At 43.1% G+C, this 23,735-nt stretch carries 20 protein-coding genes; all 20 read right to left on the bottom strand.

Going from position 1 to position 23,735, the window contains the following annotated elements:
* Positions 1–212: 212 nt before the first annotated feature.
* The 20 genes from N5C46_RS04555 to N5C46_RS04650 all read right to left on the bottom strand — a co-directional run bounded on the left by N5C46_RS04555 (position 213) and on the right by N5C46_RS04650 (position 23,637).
* Positions 213–1,570 (bottom strand): IS3 family transposase gene (locus N5C46_RS04555; protein WP_261749909.1). Its coding sequence is split into 2 segments (ribosomal slippage): positions 213–1,099 and positions 1,099–1,570, totalling 1,359 coding nucleotides; the frame shifts between segments, so codons are not numbered across the junction.
* Positions 1,571–1,739: 169 nt separating this feature from the next.
* Complete coding sequence (locus tag N5C46_RS04560; RefSeq protein ID WP_261751116.1) at positions 1,740–2,663, bottom strand: dipeptidase; 924 nt, start codon at positions 2,661–2,663, stop codon at positions 1,740–1,742.
* 101 nt (positions 2,664–2,764) lie between these two features.
* Complete coding sequence (spoVS, locus tag N5C46_RS04565) at positions 2,765–3,025, bottom strand: stage V sporulation protein SpoVS (protein WP_034760060.1); 261 nt, start codon at positions 3,023–3,025, stop codon at positions 2,765–2,767.
* A gap of 136 nt (positions 3,026–3,161) precedes the next feature.
* The gene (locus tag N5C46_RS04570) at positions 3,162–3,965 is read right to left on the bottom strand and encodes a TIGR00282 family metallophosphoesterase (protein ID WP_061809970.1); all 804 of its coding nucleotides are present in this window, start codon (positions 3,963–3,965) and stop codon (positions 3,162–3,164) included.
* A 165-nt stretch (positions 3,966–4,130) separates the two neighbouring features.
* Positions 4,131–5,690, bottom strand: a complete 1,560-nt coding sequence (rny, locus tag N5C46_RS04575) for a ribonuclease Y (protein WP_034760066.1) — start codon at positions 5,688–5,690, stop codon at positions 4,131–4,133.
* Positions 5,691–6,134: 444 nt separating this feature from the next.
* Positions 6,135–7,172: a recombinase RecA gene (recA, locus tag N5C46_RS04580; protein WP_034760069.1), complete on the bottom strand. Its 1,038-nt coding sequence runs from the start codon at positions 7,170–7,172 to the stop codon at positions 6,135–6,137.
* A 197-nt stretch (positions 7,173–7,369) separates the two neighbouring features.
* Positions 7,370–8,605, bottom strand: a complete 1,236-nt coding sequence (locus tag N5C46_RS04585; protein WP_261751117.1) for a competence/damage-inducible protein A — start codon at positions 8,603–8,605, stop codon at positions 7,370–7,372.
* Positions 8,606–8,676: 71 nt separating this feature from the next.
* Entirely contained in the window at positions 8,677–9,255 is a 579-nt protein-coding gene (pgsA, locus tag N5C46_RS04590; protein ID WP_034760074.1) for a CDP-diacylglycerol--glycerol-3-phosphate 3-phosphatidyltransferase, read from the bottom strand.
* An 81-nt stretch (positions 9,256–9,336) separates the two neighbouring features.
* The gene (locus N5C46_RS04595; RefSeq protein WP_261751118.1) at positions 9,337–10,233 is read right to left on the bottom strand and encodes a helix-turn-helix domain-containing protein; all 897 of its coding nucleotides are present in this window, start codon (positions 10,231–10,233) and stop codon (positions 9,337–9,339) included.
* A gap of 19 nt (positions 10,234–10,252) precedes the next feature.
* A complete protein-coding gene (locus N5C46_RS04600) occupies positions 10,253–11,044 on the bottom strand; it encodes a DUF3388 domain-containing protein (protein WP_034760078.1) in 792 nt (263 codons plus the stop codon).
* Positions 11,045–11,265: 221 nt separating this feature from the next.
* Complete coding sequence (locus N5C46_RS04605) at positions 11,266–11,523, bottom strand: DUF3243 domain-containing protein (RefSeq protein ID WP_034760081.1); 258 nt, start codon at positions 11,521–11,523, stop codon at positions 11,266–11,268.
* A gap of 88 nt (positions 11,524–11,611) precedes the next feature.
* Complete coding sequence (gene ymfI / locus N5C46_RS04610) at positions 11,612–12,328, bottom strand: elongation factor P 5-aminopentanone reductase (RefSeq protein ID WP_261751119.1); 717 nt, start codon at positions 12,326–12,328, stop codon at positions 11,612–11,614.
* A 68-nt stretch (positions 12,329–12,396) separates the two neighbouring features.
* Positions 12,397–13,686 carry an EF-P 5-aminopentanol modification-associated protein YfmH gene (gene yfmH, locus N5C46_RS04615; RefSeq protein ID WP_261751120.1) on the bottom strand — a complete coding sequence of 430 codons (1,290 nt, stop codon included), beginning with the start codon at positions 13,684–13,686 and terminating at the stop codon, positions 12,397–12,399.
* A 2-nt stretch (positions 13,687–13,688) separates the two neighbouring features.
* On the bottom strand, positions 13,689–14,963 hold the full coding sequence (yfmF, locus tag N5C46_RS04620; RefSeq protein WP_261751121.1) for an EF-P 5-aminopentanol modification-associated protein YfmF: 1,275 nt from the start codon (positions 14,961–14,963) through the stop codon (positions 13,689–13,691).
* Positions 14,964–15,234: 271 nt separating this feature from the next.
* The gene (locus tag N5C46_RS04625; RefSeq protein WP_206850887.1) at positions 15,235–16,194 is read right to left on the bottom strand and encodes an ABC transporter permease; all 960 of its coding nucleotides are present in this window, start codon (positions 16,192–16,194) and stop codon (positions 15,235–15,237) included.
* Positions 16,195–17,244, bottom strand: coding sequence for an ABC transporter permease (locus N5C46_RS04630; protein ID WP_261751122.1), 1,050 nt, complete (start codon positions 17,242–17,244; stop codon positions 16,195–16,197).
* Positions 17,237–18,772 (bottom strand): ABC transporter ATP-binding protein, encoded by a 1,536-nt coding sequence (locus tag N5C46_RS04635; RefSeq protein ID WP_261751123.1) that lies wholly within the window; start codon positions 18,770–18,772, stop codon positions 17,237–17,239. The genes N5C46_RS04630 and N5C46_RS04635 overlap by 8 nt, the downstream gene beginning before the upstream one ends.
* Before the next feature lie 209 nt (positions 18,773–18,981).
* The gene (locus N5C46_RS04640) at positions 18,982–20,076 is read right to left on the bottom strand and encodes a BMP family lipoprotein (RefSeq protein ID WP_261751124.1); all 1,095 of its coding nucleotides are present in this window, start codon (positions 20,074–20,076) and stop codon (positions 18,982–18,984) included.
* Positions 20,077–20,126: 50 nt separating this feature from the next.
* A complete protein-coding gene (locus N5C46_RS04645; RefSeq protein ID WP_060669639.1) occupies positions 20,127–20,852 on the bottom strand; it encodes a GntR family transcriptional regulator in 726 nt (241 codons plus the stop codon).
* A 424-nt stretch (positions 20,853–21,276) separates the two neighbouring features.
* Positions 21,277–23,637, bottom strand: a complete 2,361-nt coding sequence (locus tag N5C46_RS04650; protein ID WP_261751125.1) for a DNA translocase FtsK — start codon at positions 23,635–23,637, stop codon at positions 21,277–21,279.
* Positions 23,638–23,735 lie beyond the last annotated feature (98 nt).

Raw genomic sequence — 23,735 nt, forward strand, 5'->3', positions numbered from 1 at the left:
AGAAAGAGTATGTGTGTGATTAACTGAAATTCGTCACTGAAACTAATAGAATTGAAGTTGGTGTATGCAATGGTGGAGCAATTATAGTGAGACGCTTTCGCTTGGAAAGTTGATTGGAGTGGAAGGTGCTCGACTCCTGCGGGAATTGCGGGAAAGTTGAGACCCCGCAGGGCTAAGCTGCACTGGCCCCATAATGTTGGACACTTAAATTTCTAAGCAGCTAATTCAGTACTTACTCGATAAGCTACCGGACTTTTTCGTTTTAACCTTGATTTGATTCTCAGGTGATTGTAGTAATACATGTATTCTTTCAGTTCTTCTTTAAAGTGCTCGATACTATCAAATTCCTTTAAGTAAAGGAACTCAGACTTCATTATCCCAAAAAAGTTCTCCATGACCGAGTTGTCGTAACAGTTTCCTTTACGAGACATACTTTGGGTGATGTTATGTTTTTTCAGTGTCCTTCGGTACTGAGCCATTTGATAATGCCACCCTTGATCTGAATGGATTAAGAGCTCATCGCCTTCATTTACATGTTTTAATCCTTTTTCTAACATCTTCTCGACCAAGTCAAATGTCGGCCTTGATTGGAGCGTATAGGTAATGATCTCTCCGTTAAATAGGTCTAGAATGGGGGACAGATAGAGCTTTTGACCGAACAGTTTGAACTCCGTTACGTCTGTCACCCATTTTTGATTAGGTTTATCGGCTCTAAAATTACGATTTAGGATGTTGGGAGCTACTTTTCCAACTTTCCCTTTGTAGGATTTATATTTTTTCATTCGCACAATGCATTTAAGGCCCAATTCTCTCATGATTCGAAGGACTTTCTTTTTATTTATATCGTGTCCTTTTGCTTGAAGAACGTCCGTAATGCGACGGTACCCAAGGCGTCCTAAGTGTTTATGGTAGATGAAATTGATCCTTCTTTTCCATTTGCGATCAGGATCTGGTTGGTCTAATTTTTTTGTGATGTGATAGTAAGTACTTTTAGGCAGCTTAGCTACTTTTATCATTTTAGTCACCGGGAATTCGTTCCTTAGTTCAAATACTACTTTCGCTTTGATTTCGTTGGTGATGGTTCTTCCTGAACTAAGGCTTTTAGCTTTTTTAAATACGCATTTTCCATACGAAGGTATTCCAGTTCTTTTTTCATATCTTCCATCGTTTGGTTAGAAGAGTTATCTTTGATCTTCTTATCTTTATGATTAGATGTCATTGTAGAAGGCCTCATTTCTAATGATCCGAAGGCATCTTCTCCAGCTCTTTCCCACTTTTTGACCCACCTACGAACCATACAGGGGTCTGGGATATGAAAAATGGCTGATGCCTCTCGAATGGAGCAATTCTTCTCCGTAATAAATTGAATTACCCTCAGTTTAAAGGCGGAAGGATAGTTTGTATAGGGAAAGGTAAAGGCTTGGTCCCCGTGGTGACGAACTAACATCACCCAATAGCGCAGAACAGATTGATCAACCCCCACTTGATTGGCAAGATCTCGATAACTAACGAGTTCATTAAGATAACGTTTAGCAGCTTTCAATTTAGATTCTTGAGTAAACTTGGCCATACGTGCTGGCACCTCCTATTGTTGGTTGGGGTGTCCAACAATAGGGGTGCAACTCATAAGCCCGAGGAGGCTCAACTCACGCCCCGCGGAAAGCGAGCACCTGGAACGGAAATCAACCACTACTCACTATTTTACATAGCAACAACGTTTAGAAAAGAGTTTATTGTAATCAATCAGGCAGTCTCTTAAAGAAGTTCTGGAATAAGAATTTCCTCACTTGTTTTTCACTGTAGTATCGTTGAAGGGTGTTGATTAAGTTATCATAATGAATGTATGAGGAAAGACCTTGGACGGTTTCTGTTATGCCGTCGAAATCGGAGCCAAATCCGACATGATCCTCACCTCCTAGACTGCAGACATGTTCGATATGGCGGACTACGTCGGAAATCTCCGCTGTCCCTTTCTTGTTTAAAAATGGTGGAACAAAGGTGATGCCCATTACGCTATTTTTCTTGATGAGTGCCTCAATCTGATCATTTTTCAAGTTTCGTGGATTGGGACAGATCGAGTAGACATTTGAGTGGGATGCTATCGGATATTCAGCAGAATCCATCACATCCCAGAATGCTTTTTCACATAGATGTGACACATCTGTCCAAAGTCTTTTCTCATTTAAGAAGGAGACGATGTCTTCCCCAAAGTTGGTCAACCCGCCACCTCTCGGTTCAAGGGCGCCATCTGCTGCTGCATTGGCCCAATTCCACGTCAAACCGACCGACCGGACTCCCAGCCTGTAAAGGATTTCGAGCTTCGTAAGATCCTCCTCCACTGCTTCTATACCTTCCAGTGTCAGCATTGCCCCTATTTCACCTTCTGAAAGATGCTCGATATCCTTTTTAGATGTGACGAATTTCATCTTTGGGTTTGGCTTAAGGATCTTATTATGAAAAAGATTCACCATTTCAAGTGCTGCTTGAAACCGTTGCCCCGGCTTCAGATAGGATGGGATATAGATTGCGAACAATTGTATTTTACTGCTGCTTTGAATGAGTTGAGGATAGGTAATATGTAAGGAACCCTTCGATTGAAAGGCCCCACTCCCCGGCTCTAGATATAGCTTCATCAACACATCACAGTGTGCATCAAATATCATATTGGGTCTTCCTTTCCGTTTCTCTTCATAATATGTATATTGGATCATAGTATAAAGGCTGTCCACTAAAGGGTCCCCTTTAATGAACAGCCTATGGTTTATTATCTTGGTTCCACAATTAACTTTATCGCCGTACGTTCTTCTCCATCGATCAGAATATCCGTAAATGCCGGGATACATATTAAATCTAAACCACTGGGAGCCACAAAGCCTCTTGCAATGGCGACAGCCTTGACGGCTTGATTTAAAGCTCCTGCACCGATTGCTTGAATTTCAGCTCCTCCTCTCTCACGAAGAACACCGGCGAGTGCACCAGCTACAGAATTAGGATTAGATTTTGCTGAAACTTTTAATATTTCCATTCCTTTTCCTCCTTGTCATTTCCCCCATACCGTATGTCCGTGGTAAAGAACAAACTTGGTATAAATGATTCCACTGATACTATATTCAGGAAATGGACAAATCATTCCGGTCACACCGAAAAAGGAAGGAAAACATTTAATATTCTGCCATAAACGGATGGTCTTCGTTGATCAATATGCGCTCGATTTTTTTCGCTTTCCCCGACTTTTGATCAATGTCGATTAAACAAGCACTCAGGATTTTACGTCCGGCCTTCGGTACTTCAAAACGAACAGGTAAACTCGTCTGGAATCTCCTTAGAACGGAATCCTTACTCATTCCCAGTACCTCATCGTATGGTCCCGTCATACCAACGTCACACATAAATGCAGTGCCATTTGGAAGGATCCGATTGTCCGCCGTTTGAACATGAGTGTGCGTTCCAATCACTGCAGACACCCGGCCATCCAGAAACCAGCCTACAGCCTGTTTCTCACTTGTTGCCTCTGCATGAAAATCAACGAATATGACGGAGGTTCTCTTTTTGGCCTCATCAACAAGCTCATCAAGAGCTTTAAATGGATCATCGAGAGGAGGCATAAACGTCCTTCCTTGAGCGTTGATAACCGCAACCTCTTTACCGTACACTTCCGCAAACACTAAGCCGCTCCCAGGCGTTCCTTCAGGGAAATTAGCAGGCCTGACCATTTGTTTGGATGAATCGATAAAATTAAAGATATCCTTATTGTCCCATGTGTGATTTCCCAGGGTGACCATATTGGCGCCATCTTGTAAGAATTGTTTATATATCTTCTCAGTAATCCCTCTACCTGATGCAGCATTCTCCCCATTTACGATTGTAAAATCCGGTGAATGCTTTTTCTTTAACTTAGGCAGGTATTCTGTAATCATCTCACGGCCCATTGAACCGACTACGTCTCCAACAAATAATATTTTCATGAACGTTCCCTTCTCTATATGTATTAAGTCTTGTCGTTATTGTATCACAAATAACTTGCCGCCTATTTATCCTATTAGATTCCATCATCCATTCTGTAACGGAGATCATAGAATGAGATAAAAAAAGCTGACTCGAGGATGGATATCCCTCCTCGAGTCAACCTCTTATTTTGCGTATTCGACGGCCCTTGTTTCACGGATGACCGTTACTTTAATATGGCCCGGATAGTCAAGCTCATCTTCAATACGTTTACGGATATCCCTTGCCAATCTGTGTGATTCCAGATCGTCAATGGCTTCCGGTCTTACCATGATGCGTACTTCACGTCCTGCCTGGATTGCGAATGATTTCTCAACGCCTTCATATGACTCCGAGATTTCTTCCAATTTCTCCAGTCGACGGATGTAGTTCTCAAGCGTCTCACTTCTTGCTCCAGGTCTTGCAGCAGATAAAGCATCAGCTGCAGCAACCAGAACGGCAATGATGGACGTCGGCTCAGTGTCTCCATGGTGAGAAGCTATACTGTTGATGACAACAGGGTGCTCTTTGTACTTCGTTGCAAGTTCTACACCAATTTCGACGTGGCTTCCTTCCACTTCGTGATCGATCGCCTTTCCGATATCATGAAGCAATCCGGCGCGTTTGGCGAGTCTTTCATCCTCACCAAGCTCAGCTGCGAGTAAACCGGACAGATAAGCCACTTCCATCGAGTGTTTTAAAACGTTCTGACCGTAACTTGTACGATACTTCAAACGTCCCAGGATCTTGATCAAATCCGGATGAAGCCCATGAACGCCTACTTCGAAAGTAGTCTGTTCACCAATTTCCCGGATATACTCATCCACTTCGCGGCGGGATTTATCCACCATTTCTTCAATTCGTGCAGGGTGGATACGTCCATCCTGAACTAATTTCTCTAATGCAATTCGAGCCGTTTCTCTACGAATCGGATCAAAACCAGAAAGAATAACCGCTTCAGGAGTATCATCAATAATCAAATCAATACCCGTAAGTGTTTCCAGCGTACGAATGTTACGTCCTTCCCGCCCAATAATTCGACCTTTCATCTCATCATTCGGTAGATTCACAACGCTGACCGTTGTCTCTGCCACATGTTCAGCAGCGCAACGTTGAATAGCCAGTGATAGGACTTCTTTCGCCTTCTTATCTGCATCTTCCTTCGCGCGTGTTTCATGCTCTCTGACCATGATGGCGATATCATGGGAGAGTTCATTTTCCACGCGGTCAAGGATGATTCCTTTCGCTTCATCACGAGTCAGGCTGGAGATACGTTCTAGCTCTGTTTGCTGTGATCGTACCATCTCGTCCACTTTGCTTTCCATCTCTTCAATATGTTGTTGTCTCTCGTTAAGAGTCCCCTCTTTTCTCTCGAGTAAGCCTTCACGCTTATCAAGCGTTTCATCTTTCCGATCGAGGTTTTCCTCTTTTTGCATCAAACGATTTTCTTGTTTTTGCAATTCATTTCTTCGTTCACGAAGGTCATTTTCCATTTCAGTGCGAAGTTTATGATTTTCGTCCTTTGCTTCCAAAAGTGCTTCTTTCTTCAGAGCATCTGCCTCGCGCTTCGCATCTTCTAAAATCTGCTCCGCTGAACCTTTAGCACCAGCAATCTTTGCTTCAGCAATGGACTTACGAATTAGGTATCCAACAACTACACCGACGATTAGGCCAAGCAAAATGAAGATGATTGTAATAGGTTGCATTATTTCACCTCCTCTTGCTATGAACTGTCATGTTTTTTACATGTCGGCTTGTACATTGCTCACTTGAACAAAATATACAGCGCTAGGCTTTCAAATATTCATTCGAAAAATTTGTAAAATATACATGTTAATTTTAAATCTCTGAAAATTTATTGTCAAGGGGTTGAGCCCTCTATCACTAGATTTCTCAAGGGTTTTTTTGTAATCGACAAAAATTGACACTGTCGCATTGGGCTTGTGGATGCTTTTAAACCAAATCCAACTTTTTCATTTAATTTTGAGAAGTTCGGGGTCAACCAGTGATTCACGGTATGTATAACCTGATTTGTATCGATTACCCACCATTTCTCGAGAAAAGGGAATGTTACTATTTTCCACCAAAACGCGTATTCCCATACATAATAAAGAGAAGCAAACCAATCACGTCTGCTTCTCTTTCCTCACTTAGTCTTCCAGAAGACTCAATTCACCTTGATCGTCCGTTTCGGCACGACCTGTATCCAATCCGTAATGTTCACGGATCTTCAGCATGATTTCATTACGGATCTCAGGATTTTCTTTCAGGAAGATCTTTGCGTTCTCACGACCCTGGCCTAGGCGCTCTTCGTTGTAGGAGTACCAGGCACCGCTCTTTTGAACGATGTCCAATTCAGACCCAAGATCGACGATTTCACCCTCTTTGGAGATTCCTTCCCCGTACATGATGTCCACTTCAGCTACACGGAAAGGTGGAGCCACTTTATTTTTCACTACTTTGATCTTTGTTTTATTCCCAACCATTTCATTACCCTGCTTAAGGGTTTCGGCACGACGGACTTCCAAACGTACGGAAGAATAGAACTTCAGTGCGCGTCCACCGGGAGTCGTTTCAGGGTTACCGAACATGACACCGACCTTCTCACGGATCTGGTTAATGAAGATCGCGATGGTCTTAGACTTATTGATGGCACCGGAAAGTTTACGAAGGGCCTGTGACATTAAACGGGCTTGAAGACCTACGTGAGCATCTCCCATCTCGCCTTCGATTTCCGCCTTCGGTACAAGGGCAGCCACAGAGTCGACAACGATGGCATCCACGGCGCCGCTTCGTACAAGTGCTTCAGCGATTTCCAATGCCTGTTCACCTGTATCTGGTTGTGAAAGTAATAATTCATCTATGTTTACCCCAAGCTTTTGAGCATACTCGGGATCAAGTGCGTGCTCTGCATCGATGAATGCTGCCTGCCCGCCCTGAGCCTGAACCTCTGCTATCGCATGAAGTGCCACTGTTGTTTTACCGGATGATTCGGGACCATATACCTCAATGATCCTTCCACGTGGATATCCGCCTATTCCAAGAGCAGCGTCCAGTGCAAGTGAACCACTTGGACATGTCACTACGTTTCTGTCCGTTTTCTCCCCAAGCTTCATGATTGAGCCTTTACCAAACTGCTTTTCTATTTGTTTTAACGCCATATCTAAGGCTGCTTTACGATCGCTCACAAATCTTCCTCCTTTGAATATAAATCTTGTAATCGACAACTTATAAGTTTGTCTCAAATCCAACCTATCTATACTATAAACGTTTTTATTAGAGAAAACAAGAAAAAAATCGAACATTCATTCGGTTTTTTTCTTTGGATGTGCCGGAGTTAAAAAAGATAAAAAGCTGCCTTCAAAAAGAAGACAGCCTCTTCAAACTAACTCAGTTCTTTGATCAAATAGTGCCAACCATACTTCGCCGTTCTCATCCGGTTCCCATTCCGGCCACCGCCAAGGTTCAATAGAAATGCCTTGGTCGTTCGATCCTTCATGGATAATCCGATCCAGACGGTCCCTGCAGGATGCCCCTGGTGAGTGTCAGGACCTGCTACACCTGTAAAGCTGATCCCGATGTCGGTGGAAAACAGCTCTCTAACGTTTTCAGCCAGTTCCCGTGCACATTGCTCACTGACTGCTGAATGCTGTTTAAGTGTACGGTCATTAACAGATAAAATCCTTTTCTTGATCTCATCCTGATAACAGATCACCCCGCCGCTCAAAACATCCGATGCCCCGGGTATAGACGTCAGTTGGGCCTGAAACAGTCCTCCAGTCAAACTTTCTGCACATGAAAGGGTAAGTCCCTTCTCTTTTAACAAATGGACCCCCACTTCAACAAGAGAATCCTGATTATAACCGTAGAATAATTCCCCCACCCTTTTCAAGATCTTTTCTTCAACCGAATCCAATAATGACACGGCAATATCCATTGACTCGTGCTTAGCCGTAAGCCTCAAGGTCACTTCCCCGTCACCAGCGAGAGGGGCGATAGTGGGATTGGTTTGTCTGTCGATCAGATCTTCTAATTGCGTTTCAAGCTCTGCTTCCCCGATGCCAAAGAAACGAAGTACCCGTGAATGGATGATTTCTTTCTTCTTCATCAAGTTCAGGATTGCCTGTTTGCCATGCTTATCAAACATCGGCCTCATTTCAGACGGCGGACCGGGGAGAAGCATATAGGAGGTACCCTCCTTTTTCAACAGCATCCCCGGAGCCATGCCGTGTTCGTTCTTCAATACATGGGCCCCGGATAAAATAAGGGCTTGTTTTTCATTATTCGGGGTCATTTCACGATTGACCTTCTGAAAATAGCCTTTTATCGATTCCAATGCGTCATGATCCATGCTTAAAGTCGTTCCTAAAGCATTGGCGATCGTTTCTTTCGTCAGATCATCCTTTGTGGGTCCAAGGCCTCCAGTAAAGATCAATAAGTCCGCCCGCTTCTTTGCTACCTCAATGACCTCTTGTAAACGGGCAGGGTTATCCCCCACACTCGTGTGATAATACACGTTCACTCCCATCTCAGCCAACTGTTCGGAAATGTATTGAGCATTGGAATTGACGATTTGTCCGAGCAATAATTCGGACCCAACGGCTATTATTTCTGCATTCATCTGTATTCCCCCTAAAATATGGTGAAAAGAAGGGGATGATTCTATTTGAATCAATCCCCTGGTGTACACTGTTATTTCGAATTCACAAATGCTTTTTTATTATGTTTAAAATAATCCCATCCCGACCAAATGGTAAAGAACATAGCCACCCATAGAGCGATCGTAGCAAACGGGAGATTGATCAGTTCGAAAATGGCGTTATGAAGAAGAAGGGCTGATATGGCAATGATCTGTGCCCAGGTCTTGATCTTACCGAGTTGACCTGCAGCAACCACTTCCCCTTCCCCTGCTAATACGAGACGAAGCCCTGTTACGGCAAACTCGCGACTGATGATGATGATGACGATCCACGATGGAGCAAGACCCATCTCGACAAGTACGATTAAAGCAGCCGATACAAGCAGTTTATCTGCCAACGGATCCAAGAATTTCCCCAGATTTGTAACAAGGTCAAGTTTCCTTGCATAATAACCGTCGATCCAATCCGTCGTTGCCGCTATGATAAAAATCAAGGCTCCTACAAAATGCTTCACCGGCATTTCCGCCCCAAGAAACATCATCTCGCCCCAATTTAACGGTGCAAGCATGATGATTAAAAATAATGGAATTAAAAATATCCTTGATACTGTAATTTTATTAGGTAAGTTCACCTTTCTACCTCCAATGCTTTAAAAACGCTTATACCTTTAGTATGTAAGAAAAAGGAGTTATTAAAACTCCTCCCGTTTCAATTATTGTTCTTGCGGTGCGTAATTGATGATGATATCCTGCCTGACGACATCAGTTGCAGATATTTTATATTCAAGCTGTTTCCCGTTCACACTTATATCGGTATTCGAAGCATCGCCTATAATAAGATATGCCTGTTTATCATCGGAAAGGTCAAAGTCTTTTTTTATTCCCTGTTTTAACAGTCCTTCAAACAAAACCTGCTCGTTGGTGTCAAAGACTTTAACCCATGTGTCCCCCTTAGCTGACAACTGAAGCTTGAACTCTTTTGCATTTTTCAATTCATACGTCGTTTTATAGTCTGAAGAATTCACTGCTTCTAGAGACTGTTCTGGCTGCGGATTATCTTCACCATCTTTTTGATCTCCTGAAGGCTTGACTTCTTCGGTCTGTTCTTTATCATTTGTTTCATCTTCAGGCTTATCGCCCTCAGCACTCTTATTCTCATCAACATCTACTTGTGTCTGGTTTTCTTCCTGATTGGACTCAGGGGCCTTGTCCCCAACTTTCCCTTGCCAAAATACCCACACGGCAACAAGTGCACCGATGACAAACAGTGCGATGAGGAGCTTCGGTAGGAAGTCAAATACCTTCGTTGAGCTCTCTGAAACACTTTTACGGGACTGCACCCTTGAAAGGGAAACCGGTATTTCATCTTCATAGGTCGTCGGGATTTCAGCCTTGTGTTCCTCAAAAATCACTTCAGGAGGAAGTCCGACCGCTTCACAATATTGCTTAATGAATGCGCGTACGTAGAATTTGCCCGGCATCGCATCATAATTGCCTTCTTCGATCCCAATCAAATAGCGTTTTTGAATTTTTGTTATCCTTTGTAAATCATCAAGGCTGTAATTCTTAGCCTCTCGAGCTTCCTTTAAACGATTTCCTAATTCCGTCACTACTTAACACCTTCCAATATTAAAAATCAAAACCTCCAAAATCGGAATTTTGAAATAGATTATTTTGTTCCACTAATTCGTATGTAATTTCTTCATCAGGATCGTTTCTAAGTTCAATGATATAATCAAAATCTTCAAGTGAATATTCAGAGTTTTGAACGAATACATCAGGATGTTCGATTACTTTCACAGCAGGTAATCTCATGATTTCCCTCACCAGCTGCCAATGTTTTTCACTTGCACGGCGTGTAGAAACGATGCCGTCTATAATAAATAAGTTTTCAGCGGAATACTCGTCTTCGATGAGCTTGCTCCGTATCGTTTGCTTTAATAATGTAGAAGAGACAAAAAGCCACTTCTTATTCGCACATACACTTGATGCCACGATGGATTCGGTCTTCCCTACCCGGGGCATCCCTCTGATCCCGACAAGCTTGTGTCCTTCCTGCTTAAATAATTCAGCCAAAAAATCAACCAATAAACCAAGCTCATCACGAACAAATCGAAACGTTTTCTTGTCGTCGGCATCGCGCTGGATATATCGACCGTGACGCACAGCAAGACGGTCCCTTAATTTAGGTTCCCGGAGCTTTGTCACATTGATTGTATCCATCGTTTGAAGGATGGACTCAAGCCTCATGATCTGTTCATCATTATTGGCAAGGAGAAGCATTCCCCTTCTTCCTTCATCCACACCATTTATCGTCACTATATTGATAGAAAGCATTCCTAATAACGAGGAAATATCACCTAAGAGGCCGGGACGATTTTTTTGTATTTCGTATTCTAAATACCATTCTTTGCGTTCCATCGCTTACCTCCCCGGAAAAATGTGACATTCCATTTCGATAAAAATTGACATATTTCGAAAAGTTATTTAAACATCTAGGTATTATAATAAATGATTTCCTGCTAATAGAAAAGCAAAACCTACATAAATATGTACAATTTCTCATTCATACGTAAAATGATAACTTGAAGACCAGTACTAAGTCATTCCCCATAAGAAAAAGGAGAGGGAAATCCCTCTCCTTAACGACTACCGTTATTATTAACAAGCTTGACCATCATATTGGCGATGGCGTGTTGCTCTTCTGGAGACGCGACTGACCATAAATCCGCTAATACTTTTTCCTGATCATTCTTAGCTTCGACTTGATTGGCTAAGTAATCACCGATTTGGTAAGCCAAGTCATTTACCGTTTCGTGCTCCATGCCGCTGTGTTCTGCCTGGTTTAGGCGATCCCCTAAAAAGTTTTTCCAATCTGACCAGTTATCTAATACAGACATTTGTCATGACCTCCTTTATTGAAATACAACCTTAGTTTGTATCCCGGAGGAAAAATTATGCGCTGGAATCATTTGATTGAAAATTTTTTTATGTGTGCCATCCCCCGTTGACGGAAAGGGTCTGGCCGGTAATATATGAAGCCCTGGACGAAAGAAGAAAGTGAATGGAATCAGCAATTTCACCCGGTTGAGCAAACCGGCCCATTGGGATTTCTTCACGGATTGATTCTTTATCTTCATCCGTAAACGCGTCCATCATAGACGTATCAACGGCACCGGGGGCAACAGCGTTTACCCTTACACCGCTTAATGCGAGCTCTTTACTTAAGGATTTTACAAATGCTAATTGAGCCCCTTTGACAGTTGAATATACAACCTCACAGGCAGCTCCTATCTGTCCCCAGATCGAACTCACCATGACGATCGCCCCTTTCCGGTCAATCAGCTTCGGCAGGAGTTTCTGAACGAGGATCAACGGACTTTTGACATGAAGGTTGATCATCTGATCCAGATCGTCTTCTGAATGGTCCTGGAAGAGCCCCCAGGCAGAATTCCCGCTGCAGCAAATGATCGCATCGAGCCGGAATATGCAATGGACAAGATCCCCCACTTCCTCCGGGTTGGCAAGATTACCCTGAATGGGGATTGCCTCCACCCCTAACGCTTCGACTTTATGAATCAAGTCCTTCATTGCCCCTTCATTGGAATGATAATGCAAGTATAGATTCCATCCCTCTTCTGCCAAAAGAAGAGCAGTACTACTCCCGATTCCACCTGATGCCCCTGTAATTAATGCATACTTCATTGGTTTCACTCCAAACGTCATTCACATAAATAGAGGAACTACCCTATTAAAGGATAGCTCCCCTTCCATCATGATTTAGGTACGACCTGACATACAGTAAATCGTTCTTCACTAATAATGGACTCCGCAACCGCCTGGATATCATCATATTTCAACGATTCAAGGGTAGGCACGACTTCAAATAAATCCATTTCATTGAAGGCATAGCGGGTAAATTGATTCGCAATATACTCAGGAGAGTTAATGGCACGCAAGAATGCACCAATCTTCTTCTTCTTCGTTCTCTCGAGACCCTCCTCATTAAAAAGAGATTCCCGTTTCGCTTTCAGAAGGAGCGATTGTACTTTCTCAGAGAGCTCATCCGGCTTTTCCGTATCTCCACCGACCGTAAGGAAACCAAAGCCATTTTCCTGTGTATAGTCATAATGGAATGTTTCATCGATCAATCCATCATTATATAGTTCGGAATAGTACGGTGAACTCTTTCCGAACAGCATATCAAGGAAAACATTCATGGAAAGCTCTTGTCTTAGCATTTCCCGACCCTGCTGGACTGGTTCCGGAGCTTTCAGACCAACGAGACATTTAGGACTTTGGACGTTCATCTTAAGGACCTGTTTTTTCTCCGCTACCGTTTCTGGTTCCTCTTCGAATTTACGCTTGATTTCAGGCATTTTTTCATACTCTTTCTTTTCCTGATTCGAACGGACCTGATTCATGATCTGTTCGGGATCGACTGACCCAACCACGAATAAGAGCATATTGCTTGGATGGTAGAACGTATTATAACACTGATAGAGCATATCCTTTGTTATCGGGGTGATGGATTCGATCGTTCCTGCAATGTCGATCTTCACAGGATGATTTTTGTACATATTCTGGATGACCCCGAAGTATAATCGCCAATCCGGATTATCATCATACATGGTGATTTCCTGACCGATGATGCCTTTTTCCTTTTCCACCGTTTTCTCTGTGAAATACGGATCTTGAACGAAATCGATGAGTGTTTCTAAATTCCGTTCTACGTTGGTCGTACTCGAGAACAGATAAGCTGTCCTTGTAAAGGAAGTGAACGCATTGGCCGATGCCCCTTGCTTACTGAATTGCTGGAAGACATCCCCATCTTCTTTTTCAAACAGTTTATGCTCTAAGAAATGGGCGATTCCATCGGGCACTTTCACAAATTCATCTTCATCCAAGGGGACAAAATGATTGTCGATGCTTCCATATTTCGTTGTAAATGTAGCATACGTCTTGTTGAAACCTTTTTTCGGGAGGATGTATACGTCCAAACCGTTAGACATTTTTTCATAATACAAATTTTCTTGTAATTGATCGAAGGAAATTTTCTTCATCTTTATCCCTCCATTCCTGTTAGAAAGTAAATCGTATCAAGTTCAACTTTATTTGCGGCTTTTACGATATCTTCTTTTGTTGTCTTTTCAATCTCATCCAACCAATGTTTCAGGTCGATTTCTTCATGAGCTACGGCATTATGGTAAAGAACTTCGACCAACCCTCTTGAGGTATCGATGGTTTCAAGAAGCTGGTTACGGATGACCGCTTTTGTCTGGTCGATTTCCCCATCCGTGAAGTCTCCATCCTTCATCGCCTGGAGCTGTTCGTTGATGATTCCTACCGCTTGATCATACTTTTCAAATTCGATACCGGACATTACCATCAATAAACCTTTATGACTTTCGAGGCGGCTCGCTGCATAATATGCGAGGCTCGCTTTCTCCCTCACATTGATGAACAATTTGGAATGGGAGAAGCCACCGAATATACCATTGAATACTTGAAGAGCGAAATAATCATCATCGCCATATTGAGTATGTGTACGGTAGCCCATGTTCAGCTTCCCTTGTTTCACATCCTGTTTCTCTTTTACGACGTTTTCATTTTCCTTTTGCTTCACAAGGGAAGCATCCACTTGTTGAGGAGTACGTTCATTCAATTGGAGTAATCGATCACAGAGGCTTTCAACCTCTTTAACATCGACATCACCGATCACATAAAGATCAAACTGATCTTCCGCCATCACTTTTTGATAATATTCATATAAACTCTTCGCAGTAGTGGACTCCACTTCTTCACTTACACCGTTTACATGGAGGGCGAAACGTTCACCTTTACACATTTCTTCCACCAGTCGTGAATTGGCATAGCGCATTTTATCGTCATACACTGCTTGGATTCTAACCTTTTGGTTCCGTTTTTCTTTTTCGACTGTTTTCTTGTCAAACTCGTTATTTTCAACATGAGGGTTCTGAAGGACATCTGCAAGGAATTCGATTCCTTTTTGAAGCAGCGGTTCAGAATCCTTCAAAAACTTTTCGTTGGCGATTTCAACAGACATACTGACCACATGGTACTCACCTTTTTTACCTAAATCCACAAAGAAGTTCGCTCCATATAACTCATCCAGATGGGAGCGTAACTCCGTAGTGCTCTGATAGGTCTTCGTGCTGCTCTGCATCACATGGGGCAGCAATCCCCGTAAAGTGACTGTTTCGGGGTCGAGGGGGGCTTTCATCTTTAATACGAGGCTATTGGTTTTATACTTATCCGTTTGAACGATATGTAGCGTGTAACCAGGCTTCTTCTTCACTATTTCGTTAATGGCTGTCATCGTACCGTCCTCCTTAGGTCCATACTTCCATCGATTTACATGCAAAATTAATAAACACCCTTATTGTGCGGTATTTATGTATAACTATACATGTAGAGAGAGATTGATTTCAAGCATCTTCCTCTGTTGGTAAAATACACTTTTGAATAAACCATTATATGCATATGGATTTCCCTTTATGTTTGAATCAAAAACCATTTCAAACGCAGTGTAAACGAAGAAAAAGGATACCCCTATTTTCAGGATATCCTTTCACTTATTCTCGATTCTTTTAACGGTTTCCTTTGATATATGGTGTACCAAGAGCTTTAGGAGCATCTGCACGACCGATGAAGCCGGTTAGTGCCAGGATGGTAAGCACATATGGCGCAATCAATAGGAATACACTTGGGATGTTTTCAAACAATGGGATACTGGATCCGATGATACTTAAACTTTGGGCGAATCCGAAGAACAGGGCCGCTCCCATGGCTCCAAGTGGATGCCATTTCCCGAAGATCAAGGCTGCAAGGGCCATGAACCCCTGTCCACTGATCGTTGCATGGCTGAAGTCCGAGGAAATCGCCTGGGCGTATACTCCCCCGCCGACACCTGCAAAAGCACCGGAAATGATGACACCGATATAGCGCATTTTCGTTACATTGATTCCCATTGTGTCTGCTGCCATAGGATGCTCACCTACAGAACGTAATCTTAGACCGAACGGGGTTTTGAACATAATGAACCAAACGATGAAAGATACAAGAATCGCAACGAATGGCGGCCAATATGTGTTGGAAAAGAAGATATCTCCAATGACCGGGATTCTGTGAAGCAAAGGAACATCGACTTTCCCAAATCCTTCAGAGATGATATCCGTTTGACCCTTTCCATAGATACGTTTGACCAAGAAAAGAGTCAATCCGACTGCCAGCAAGTTGATGGCCACACCTGATACAACCTGGTCAGCCCTGAATGTAATGGAAGCAACGGCATGCAGGATAGCAAGCAGTCCACCCATCACCATGGCCACAAGGAGCGCGACCCAAGGAGTCGCTGCACCGAAAGTATCTGCAAAAGCAAGGTTGAATACAATACTTGAAAATGCACCGATGACCATAAGGCCTTCGAGTCCAATATTTACTACACCTGAACGCTCTGAGAACGCTCCTCCCAAAGCAGTGAAAATAAGTGGTGTTGCCCAAAGCAAGGTTGATGGGATGAGTATTGTCAAAATATCAATAAAACCCACTTATTTCACCCCCTTTTTACTAAATCGTTGAATCAGATAACGGATCATATAACCAGATGCTACAAAGAAAATGATAAGGGCAATAATAATATCTACCAGTTCATTTGGTATTCCTGCATCGAGAGGCATATTCAGTGCCCCTACTTTAAGTCCTCCAAATAGAAGGGCGGCGAACACTACTCCGATGGCCGCATTACCACCAAGAAGGGCTACAGCGATCCCATCGAATCCGACACCTGTGAATCCTCCCTTGATTGAAGCATAGCCGAATGTGCCAAGGCCTTCCATCGCTCCAGCAAGTCCGGCAAACGCTCCAGAGATGACCATGGACAGGATGATGTTCCCATTCACGTTCATACCGGCGTATTGTGACGCATGCTGGTTGAATCCTACAGAACGCAGCTCATATCCACGCGTTGTCTTTTCAAGCAGGAACCACATGATGAATACACATGCAAGGGCGATGAAAATCCCCCAGTGCAATCGGGAGTAATCTGTCAAACTTTCAAAGAAAGGAGACTTCAATGAAGCTGTATCCGCAATCATATCTGTACGATCTTTACGGTCAGTAATGACATCACGGATAATGGCATTTGTCACGTGAAGTGCAATATAGTTCATCATAATCGTGACAATGACTTCATGTACGCGGAATTTCGCTTTAAGAAGTCCAGGTATAAAGCCCCATAGCGCCCCTGCTAATGCGGCAGCAATGATGGCAAGGGGTAAATGTATCAGCTTAGGTAAATCATCAAAGGCAACCCCTACCCAGACAGCGGCAAGCCAACCCACAATCAATTGACCTTCCACACCGATGTTAAAGAGACCCGTTCTAAATGCGAAGGCAACAGCCAGTCCTGCTAAAATATATGGTGTGACCTGACGGATCGTTTCTCCTACATAATAGATCTCCCCGAAGATCCCATTCCATAATGCAGCGTATCCTGCAATCGGGTCATACCCACTCACCAGCATGATGATCGTTCCGACAATGATACCTAAAAGGACTGAGATTACCGGGATTAATATATTTGTTAAGCGGTTAGACATGTGATTCCCCTCCCGTTTCCTTCCTTCTCGAACCGGCCATTAGTAATCCAAGCTCTTGTTCGGTCGTTTCTTTTGGATTGACAACGGCGACAATCGCTCCTTCATATATAACCGCAATCCGGTCACTTACATTCATGATTTCATCCAGTTCAAATGATAGGAGCAGAACTGCTTTCCCATTGTCCCTTTGTTCAATCAGGCGCTTATGGATAAACTCGATGGCTCCAACGTCAAGACCCCTGGTCGGCTGAGCCGCTATCAATAAATCCGGATCTCTATCTACTTCGCGGCCAATGATTGCTTTTTGCTGATTCCCCCCGGACAAAGCACGGGCAAGGGTGAATTCTGATGGAGTCCTGACATCAAATTCCGCTATCAATTTTCTTGCCTGATTGTAAATATTTTTGTAACTAAGTACCCCTTTATTGGAATACGGTTTCTGGTAATAGGTCTGAAGGACCATATTTTCCCCGATAGGAAAATCAAGTACAAGGCCATGTTTATGCCTATCCTGAGGAATATGACCTACACCTGACTCATAAATTTTACGGGGTTTCATATTTGCGATTTCTTTTCCATTCAGTTTGATTGAACCACTGTCGACTTTATGAAGACCCGTGATGGCCTCAATCAGCTCACTTTGTCCATTTCCATCCACGCCGGCTATACCAAGGATTTCCCCTGCTTTCACCTCAAGGTTCAGGTCCTTTACAACTGGGACATTTCGCTGGTCTTTTACGTTTAAGTCACGAACCTCGAGAACATTATCACTAGGTGTGGCTTCTTTCTTTTCTGTTTTGAATGTGACTTCACGCCCCACCATCAGGCTGGCAAGGTGATTCGGATCCGTTTCTGTGACCTTCACTGTGCCGATCCCTTTCCCTTTTCTGATAACGGTTACATTATCACACACTTCCATAATTTCTTTAAGCTTGTGAGTGATAAGGATGATTGATTTACCTTCTTTAATCAGAGTTTTCATGATTTGAATCAGTTCTTTGATCTCTTGAGGAGTCAATACAGCGGTCGGTTCATCAAAGATCAGGATTTCTGCTCCACGATAAAGTGTCTTTAATATTTCCACACGCTGCTGCATACCTACTGAAATTTCTGAAATTTTAGCGTTTGGATCTACTTTCAGACCATACCTTTCAGAAATATCCCGAATATCTTTTTCAGCTTTTTTAATATCCACAGTTGCACCGGATTTCGGCTCTCTTCCGAGAATGATATTCTCCGTTACAGTGAATGTATCAACGAGCATAAAATGCTGATGAACCATCCCGATTCCAAGATCATTGGCGATGTTCGGATTGGTAATATTCACCTTTTGCCCTTTTACACGGATTTCTCCCTGCTCAGGCTGGTATAAGCCGAATAACACGTTCATTAATGTCGACTTACCTGCTCCATTTTCACCAAGAAGCGCATGAATTTCACCTTTTTTGAGCTGGAGGGTTATGTTGTCATTTGCTACGATGCCTGGGAATTCTTTACGGATATTCAGCATCTCAATTACATAATCCATTTCTAATCACTCCTTGCATAGACTAGGGATATTTATCTAGTAGTTAGAGGTCAGACCTTCACTACTCAGAAAAAAAAGGGTTTCCCCGAATAAAAATCTAAATGAAAGATAGAAATTTTCTATACTTCAATTAAATTTCTATTAATATATCAACCTATTTTCAGGAGGATAAGCGGCCGGATATCCCCGGCCACTCCCTTCTTGTTCAATTAGTTAGCTGAGAAAGCTTCCGCATCTTTAATAGATTCTGGAACTTTTACGTCTCCGCTAGTAATCTTTTCTTTCCATTCATCTACTTTTTTCATGACTTCATCTTTATTGGAAAGTTCGTCATTTAATTCAGCAAGTCCTACGCCATCTTCTTTAAGTCCGTAAAGGATTTGCTCCCCACCAGGGAAATTTCCTTCTTTCGCTTTAGTGGAAAGATCCACTACTGCGTTATCAACGCGCTTAAGTGCCGATGTAAGGATGATATTATGATCTCCTACTTTACCTTCTGCTGATTGGTCGGAGTCAACACCGATTGCCCAAAGTTCACGTGAAGGATCTTTTTCTTTCAGGTCACGTGCTTCTTTGAATAATCCATTACCCGTTCCACCAGCTGCGTGGAAGATTACGTCAACATCTTGAGTATACATTTTTGATGCGATTGTTTGTCCAAGTTCAGCTTTGTCGAATGCACCCGCATAGTCTGCAACGATTTCTGCATCAGGATTGACCGCTTTAACACCAGCAATGAAACCAGCGTGGAAGCGTTCGATAACCGGAATTTCCATACCACCGATGAATCCGATTTTGTTCGTTTTAGTCGCAAGTCCTGCTGTCACTCCAGCAAGGAAGGAAGCTTCCTGCTCTTTGAACATGATGCTTGCAACGTTTGGTTGATCGACAACAGCATCAACGATTGCGAAGTGTGAATCTTTTTGTTGTTGTGCAATTTCAGTGATTGCACCTTCCATAAGGAAACCGATACCATATACTAAGTCAAAATCTTGACGAGCTAATTTGTTTAAGTTCGTAGCATAGTCAGCATCTGATTGTGACTGTAAGTAGTCAAATCCATCTTTACCTTTTTCCAAGTCGTTCTCTTTACCGAAGGCTTTCAGACCTTCCCATGCTGATTGGTTGAAAGACTTATCATCTACTCCACCAACATCTGTAACCATTGCTACTGTAAATTGATCTTCTTTCTTGCCATCGCCACTAGATGCACCTTCTTTGTCCTCGCTTGTTCCACAAGCACCTAATAATGTACCTGCTGCCAGAACAAATGATAACGCTAAACCGAATTTACGTTTTTTCACCTAGAGTACCCCCTATTATTGTAATAAATTAGTAGTAAGATGGATTGCTGTTATACGCGCTTTCTTAATACCTGGAAGCTAAATTTGTCTGATCTGAAGTAGTTTACGGAATAAAGGATCGGCTCATCGTTTTCATCAAAATGCATTTGCTTCAGAACGAGTAAGGCCGTTTCCGGCTCGCAATTTAGAATAGGGGAGATTTTATCGTGATATCCCATTGGTTCAATTTGTGCGACCGCGTGGGTAATTCTCTTATTCTCCCGTTTTTCTAAAACAGTGAAAATCGAATTATCCTCATGTGTGAAATTCCTCGGCATGACTTTCTCAGGAATTTTGTCCACACAATATACAACCGGTTCCCCGTTTGCCGTTCGAACCCTTTCAATGAGGATCACGTCGTCCTCTTCATTGCAAGTAAACCTCTTCACATCATCCTCAGTAGCTTCTTGAGTTGTTGAGCTTAAGAAAATGGTCCCTGGCTCCATACCAGCCTGCTTGATCATGTTCGTTACACTGTTCAGCTGCTCTATACCAGAAGTGAAGAGCGGCTTGGCGTTTACAAATGTACCTACACCATGACGTCGTACGATGACACTTTCTTCCTCAAGAATCCTGAGAGCTTCCCTAAGAGTAGCCCTACTTACACCTAATTGTTTGGAAAGATCGAATTCAGATGGGAGTTTTTCTTTTTCTTTGTAAATTCCCGCCTCGATATCCTTCTTCAAACGGTCAATTACTTGTAAGTATAAATGCCGATTGTCTGTTTTTATTGTCACTGGAACCACCACCACATTTTCTCAAGACATCAGACCTCTGATGTATATCTTTCCTACTAATCGAAAATACTATAACACTTTTCTTTTGATAAAGGAATAGCATTGTGTGATTTTGTCGAAAAAAATGATTAGAATGACAATTTAAAATCCTTTTCTGTAAAAAAATTGAAAAAATCGTTGATTAAATGGGCCTAAATGGGATATATTAACTACTTTTTTACAGTGGTACCGTTTTCCGTTATCATTTTTTACATACTCTAAACAAAGGCATTACATTTGTAAACGCTTTTAATAGTATAACACATTCGTGGATAAACCCGCATTCCTTTCGTTAAAGCGTTTTCAAACGGGATATTTCCCTCATTTCCCTAACAAAAAAAGGCATGGTACCCCATTCAATTAGAATAGAGTAACACACCTTGGATTAGGAACTTTGCTCTTCTGATGGCTTGCCGACCAGGACGGTTCTGGGCTTACTGCCTTCATAAGGACCTACGACTCCCCTTACTTCCATTTCATCGATCAACCTCGCGGCCCTCGTGTAGCCGATCCGGAATCTTCTTTGAAGCATAGAAACGGATGCTGTCTGCATTTCCGCGATCAACTGGACGGCATCATGATATAATTCGTCTTCCGCTTCCCCTGACTTCTCATCCTCCTGAACTTCATCGGGAATCATTTCCTCCTGATATTGAGCCTTTTGCTGAGAGATGACAAAGTCTACGATTTCTTCCACTTCTTCATCTGATAAAAACGCACCTTGCACCCTTGTTGGCTTGGATGCCCCAACTGGCATGAAGAGCATATCTCCCCTTCCCAATAGCTTTTCCGCTCCACCGGAATCCAGAATAGTTCTGGAATCGGTTTGGGACGATACGGCGAAAGCAATCCGGGACGGAATATTGGCCTTGATGACCCCTGTGATGACGTCTACCGATGGGCGCTGCGTCGCAATGATAAGATGGATCCCGGCAGCACGTGCCATCTGTGCAAGCCTTGTGATGGCATCCTCCACGTCGCTCGAGGCTACCATCATGAGATCCGCCAGCTCGTCTACAATCACTACGATATAAGGCAGCAGAGGCTGTTTATCTTCATTTTCTATATTCTGTCTCTTAACGTAGTCATTGTATCCTTCAATATTCCTGGTTCCCGTATGAGAGAATAACTCATACCTGCGCTCCATCTCACTAACAACCTTCTTTAAAGCCTGGGACGCTTTCTTGGCATCTGTTACAACGGGTGCCAGGAGATGTGGAACTCCATTGTATACGTTCAGTTCAACCATTTTCGGGTCGATCATCATCAGTTTAACTTCATGGGGCTTTGCCCTCATGAGTATACTTGTGATGATCCCATTGATACATACACTCTTACCGCTCCCTGTTGCTCCCGCTACCAGTAAATGAGGCATCTTATTCAGCTCAGCGAGTACCGCTTCACCGGTGATATCACGCCCCAAGCCAATTTGCAGTTTCGCATCGGGTTTGTTATGCTCCTTCGCTTCAAGAACCTCCCGCAGGGATACCATGGCCACTTCCGAGTTCGGAACCTCAATACCGATGGCCGACTTACCCGGAATCGGAGCTTCAATCCGAATATCTTTCGCTGCAAGGGCCAGCGCCAGATCATCACTCAGGTTGACGATCCTGCTTACTTTCACGCCTACATCTGGATGTACTTCATACTTTGTGACTGCTGGGCCAAGATGGACTTGAGTCACTTTTGCCTTTACCCCGAAGCTTTGGAATGTTCTTTCAAGCTTTGCCGCGTTGGCATGAATCAATTGATATTCGTTACTCTGATCCGTTTTTCTAGGGGTTTTTAATAAAGAGATCGATGGAAGCTTGTAATCTTTATTTTCCACTTCTGTAAAGGTGATTGGCGGGGCTGCTTCTGCTTCCCCTTCCGTATCGCCCTCTTTCCTTGTCGAAGCCTCTTTATCATTACTAGTCCCGGCACCTGGAGTTACGGCCTCTTCTTTTGATGGTGATCCACCATATGCACGCTCTGCGAAATTCGAGATGATCGGTTCCCGCGTTTCTTCTTCCTCGGAGACCATTGGTTCAGGCGATTCTTCCCTTTTCATTGGTTCATCTTTCTTTTTCTTCTCTTTTACTTCTTTTTTCTTGGATTGCTCTTCCTTCCAGTCGCTCATATCCTGTTTAAATGCTGACCATTGCCCACTCATGAAGGCACCAAAGCGTTTCCCTGCTCTTCCAAGTACGTCCCCGATGGATTTACCAGTCACAAGGATGATGCCGATCATAATGAACGTTGCGCTGACGATCCTTGCCCCCTGTGAATCAAATAGGAAGTAGGAAACCGCAAACAGGATGCTGCCGATCATCCCTCCTCCAAGATCGGACGTACTGGATTCACCGTTGACGTCCATCCAATATAAGTCCCACGTATTCATGATGACACTGGGATTAGAGAATGATCCGCCATTTGAAAGGAGATCAAATAATTTCACATGACTTAATAGGAGGAAACTGGCAATGATGATATATACCCCGACAAGTCTCCTGCTGAACAACATCGGTACCTCCCGTTTAATCATCAGGTAGCCCGCTACATACAGCATCCATAAAAGGGCAATCATATACCATTCCCCGAGGAAGAAACGATAAAAATAAACAAGTGCCTTACCAACGGCTCCAAGCTCAATGATGGATATCAAGCTTAATGCAGATAGGATCAATCCGATGATCTCATACTTGATCGTCTGTTTCAGTGCAGAGCCTGTTTGAGAACGTTTTTTTCTTTTTTTCCGTTTTGCCAAACCATTCACCTAAATTCTGTTGAAGTCTATCTGATTTATGTACTAGAAGATGAAGAAAGGGCTGACCCTTTGGGGCAATGTATGTGCCTAAGGTGTCA

The organism is Rossellomorea vietnamensis (assembly GCF_025398035.1).
Taxonomy (GTDB): Bacteria; Bacillota; Bacilli; order Bacillales; family Bacillaceae_B; genus Rossellomorea; species Rossellomorea vietnamensis_B.

Coding starts and splice junctions, on each gene's coding strand:
- N5C46_RS04570 (WP_061809970.1), bottom strand. CDS start 3,965: ATGAAAATATTATTTGTTGGAGACGTAGTCGGTTCAATGGGCCGTGAG.
- N5C46_RS04635 (WP_261751123.1), bottom strand. CDS start 18,772: ATGGATTATGTAATTGAGATGCTGAATATCCGTAAAGAATTCCCAGGC.
- ymfI (WP_261751119.1), bottom strand. CDS start 12,328: ATGAAGTATGCATTAATTACAGGGGCATCAGGTGGAATCGGGAGTAGT.
- N5C46_RS04630 (WP_261751122.1), bottom strand. CDS start 17,244: ATGTCTAACCGCTTAACAAATATATTAATCCCGGTAATCTCAGTCCTT.
- yfmH (WP_261751120.1), bottom strand. CDS start 13,686: ATGAAGAAAATTTCCTTCGATCAATTACAAGAAAATTTGTATTATGAA.
- rny (WP_034760066.1), bottom strand. CDS start 5,690: ATGCAACCTATTACAATCATCTTCATTTTGCTTGGCCTAATCGTCGGT.
- spoVS (WP_034760060.1), bottom strand. CDS start 3,025: ATGGAAATATTAAAAGTTTCAGCAAAATCTAATCCTAATTCTGTAGCT.
- N5C46_RS04560 (WP_261751116.1), bottom strand. CDS start 2,663: ATGATATTTGATGCACACTGTGATGTGTTGATGAAGCTATATCTAGAG.
- N5C46_RS04605 (WP_034760081.1), bottom strand. CDS start 11,523: ATGTCTGTATTAGATAACTGGTCAGATTGGAAAAACTTTTTAGGGGAT.
- N5C46_RS04600 (WP_034760078.1), bottom strand. CDS start 11,044: ATGGAACGCAAAGAATGGTATTTAGAATACGAAATACAAAAAAATCGT.
- yfmF (WP_261751121.1), bottom strand. CDS start 14,963: ATGACAGCCATTAACGAAATAGTGAAGAAGAAGCCTGGTTACACGCTA.
- N5C46_RS04585 (WP_261751117.1), bottom strand. CDS start 8,605: ATGAATGCAGAAATAATAGCCGTTGGGTCCGAATTATTGCTCGGACAA.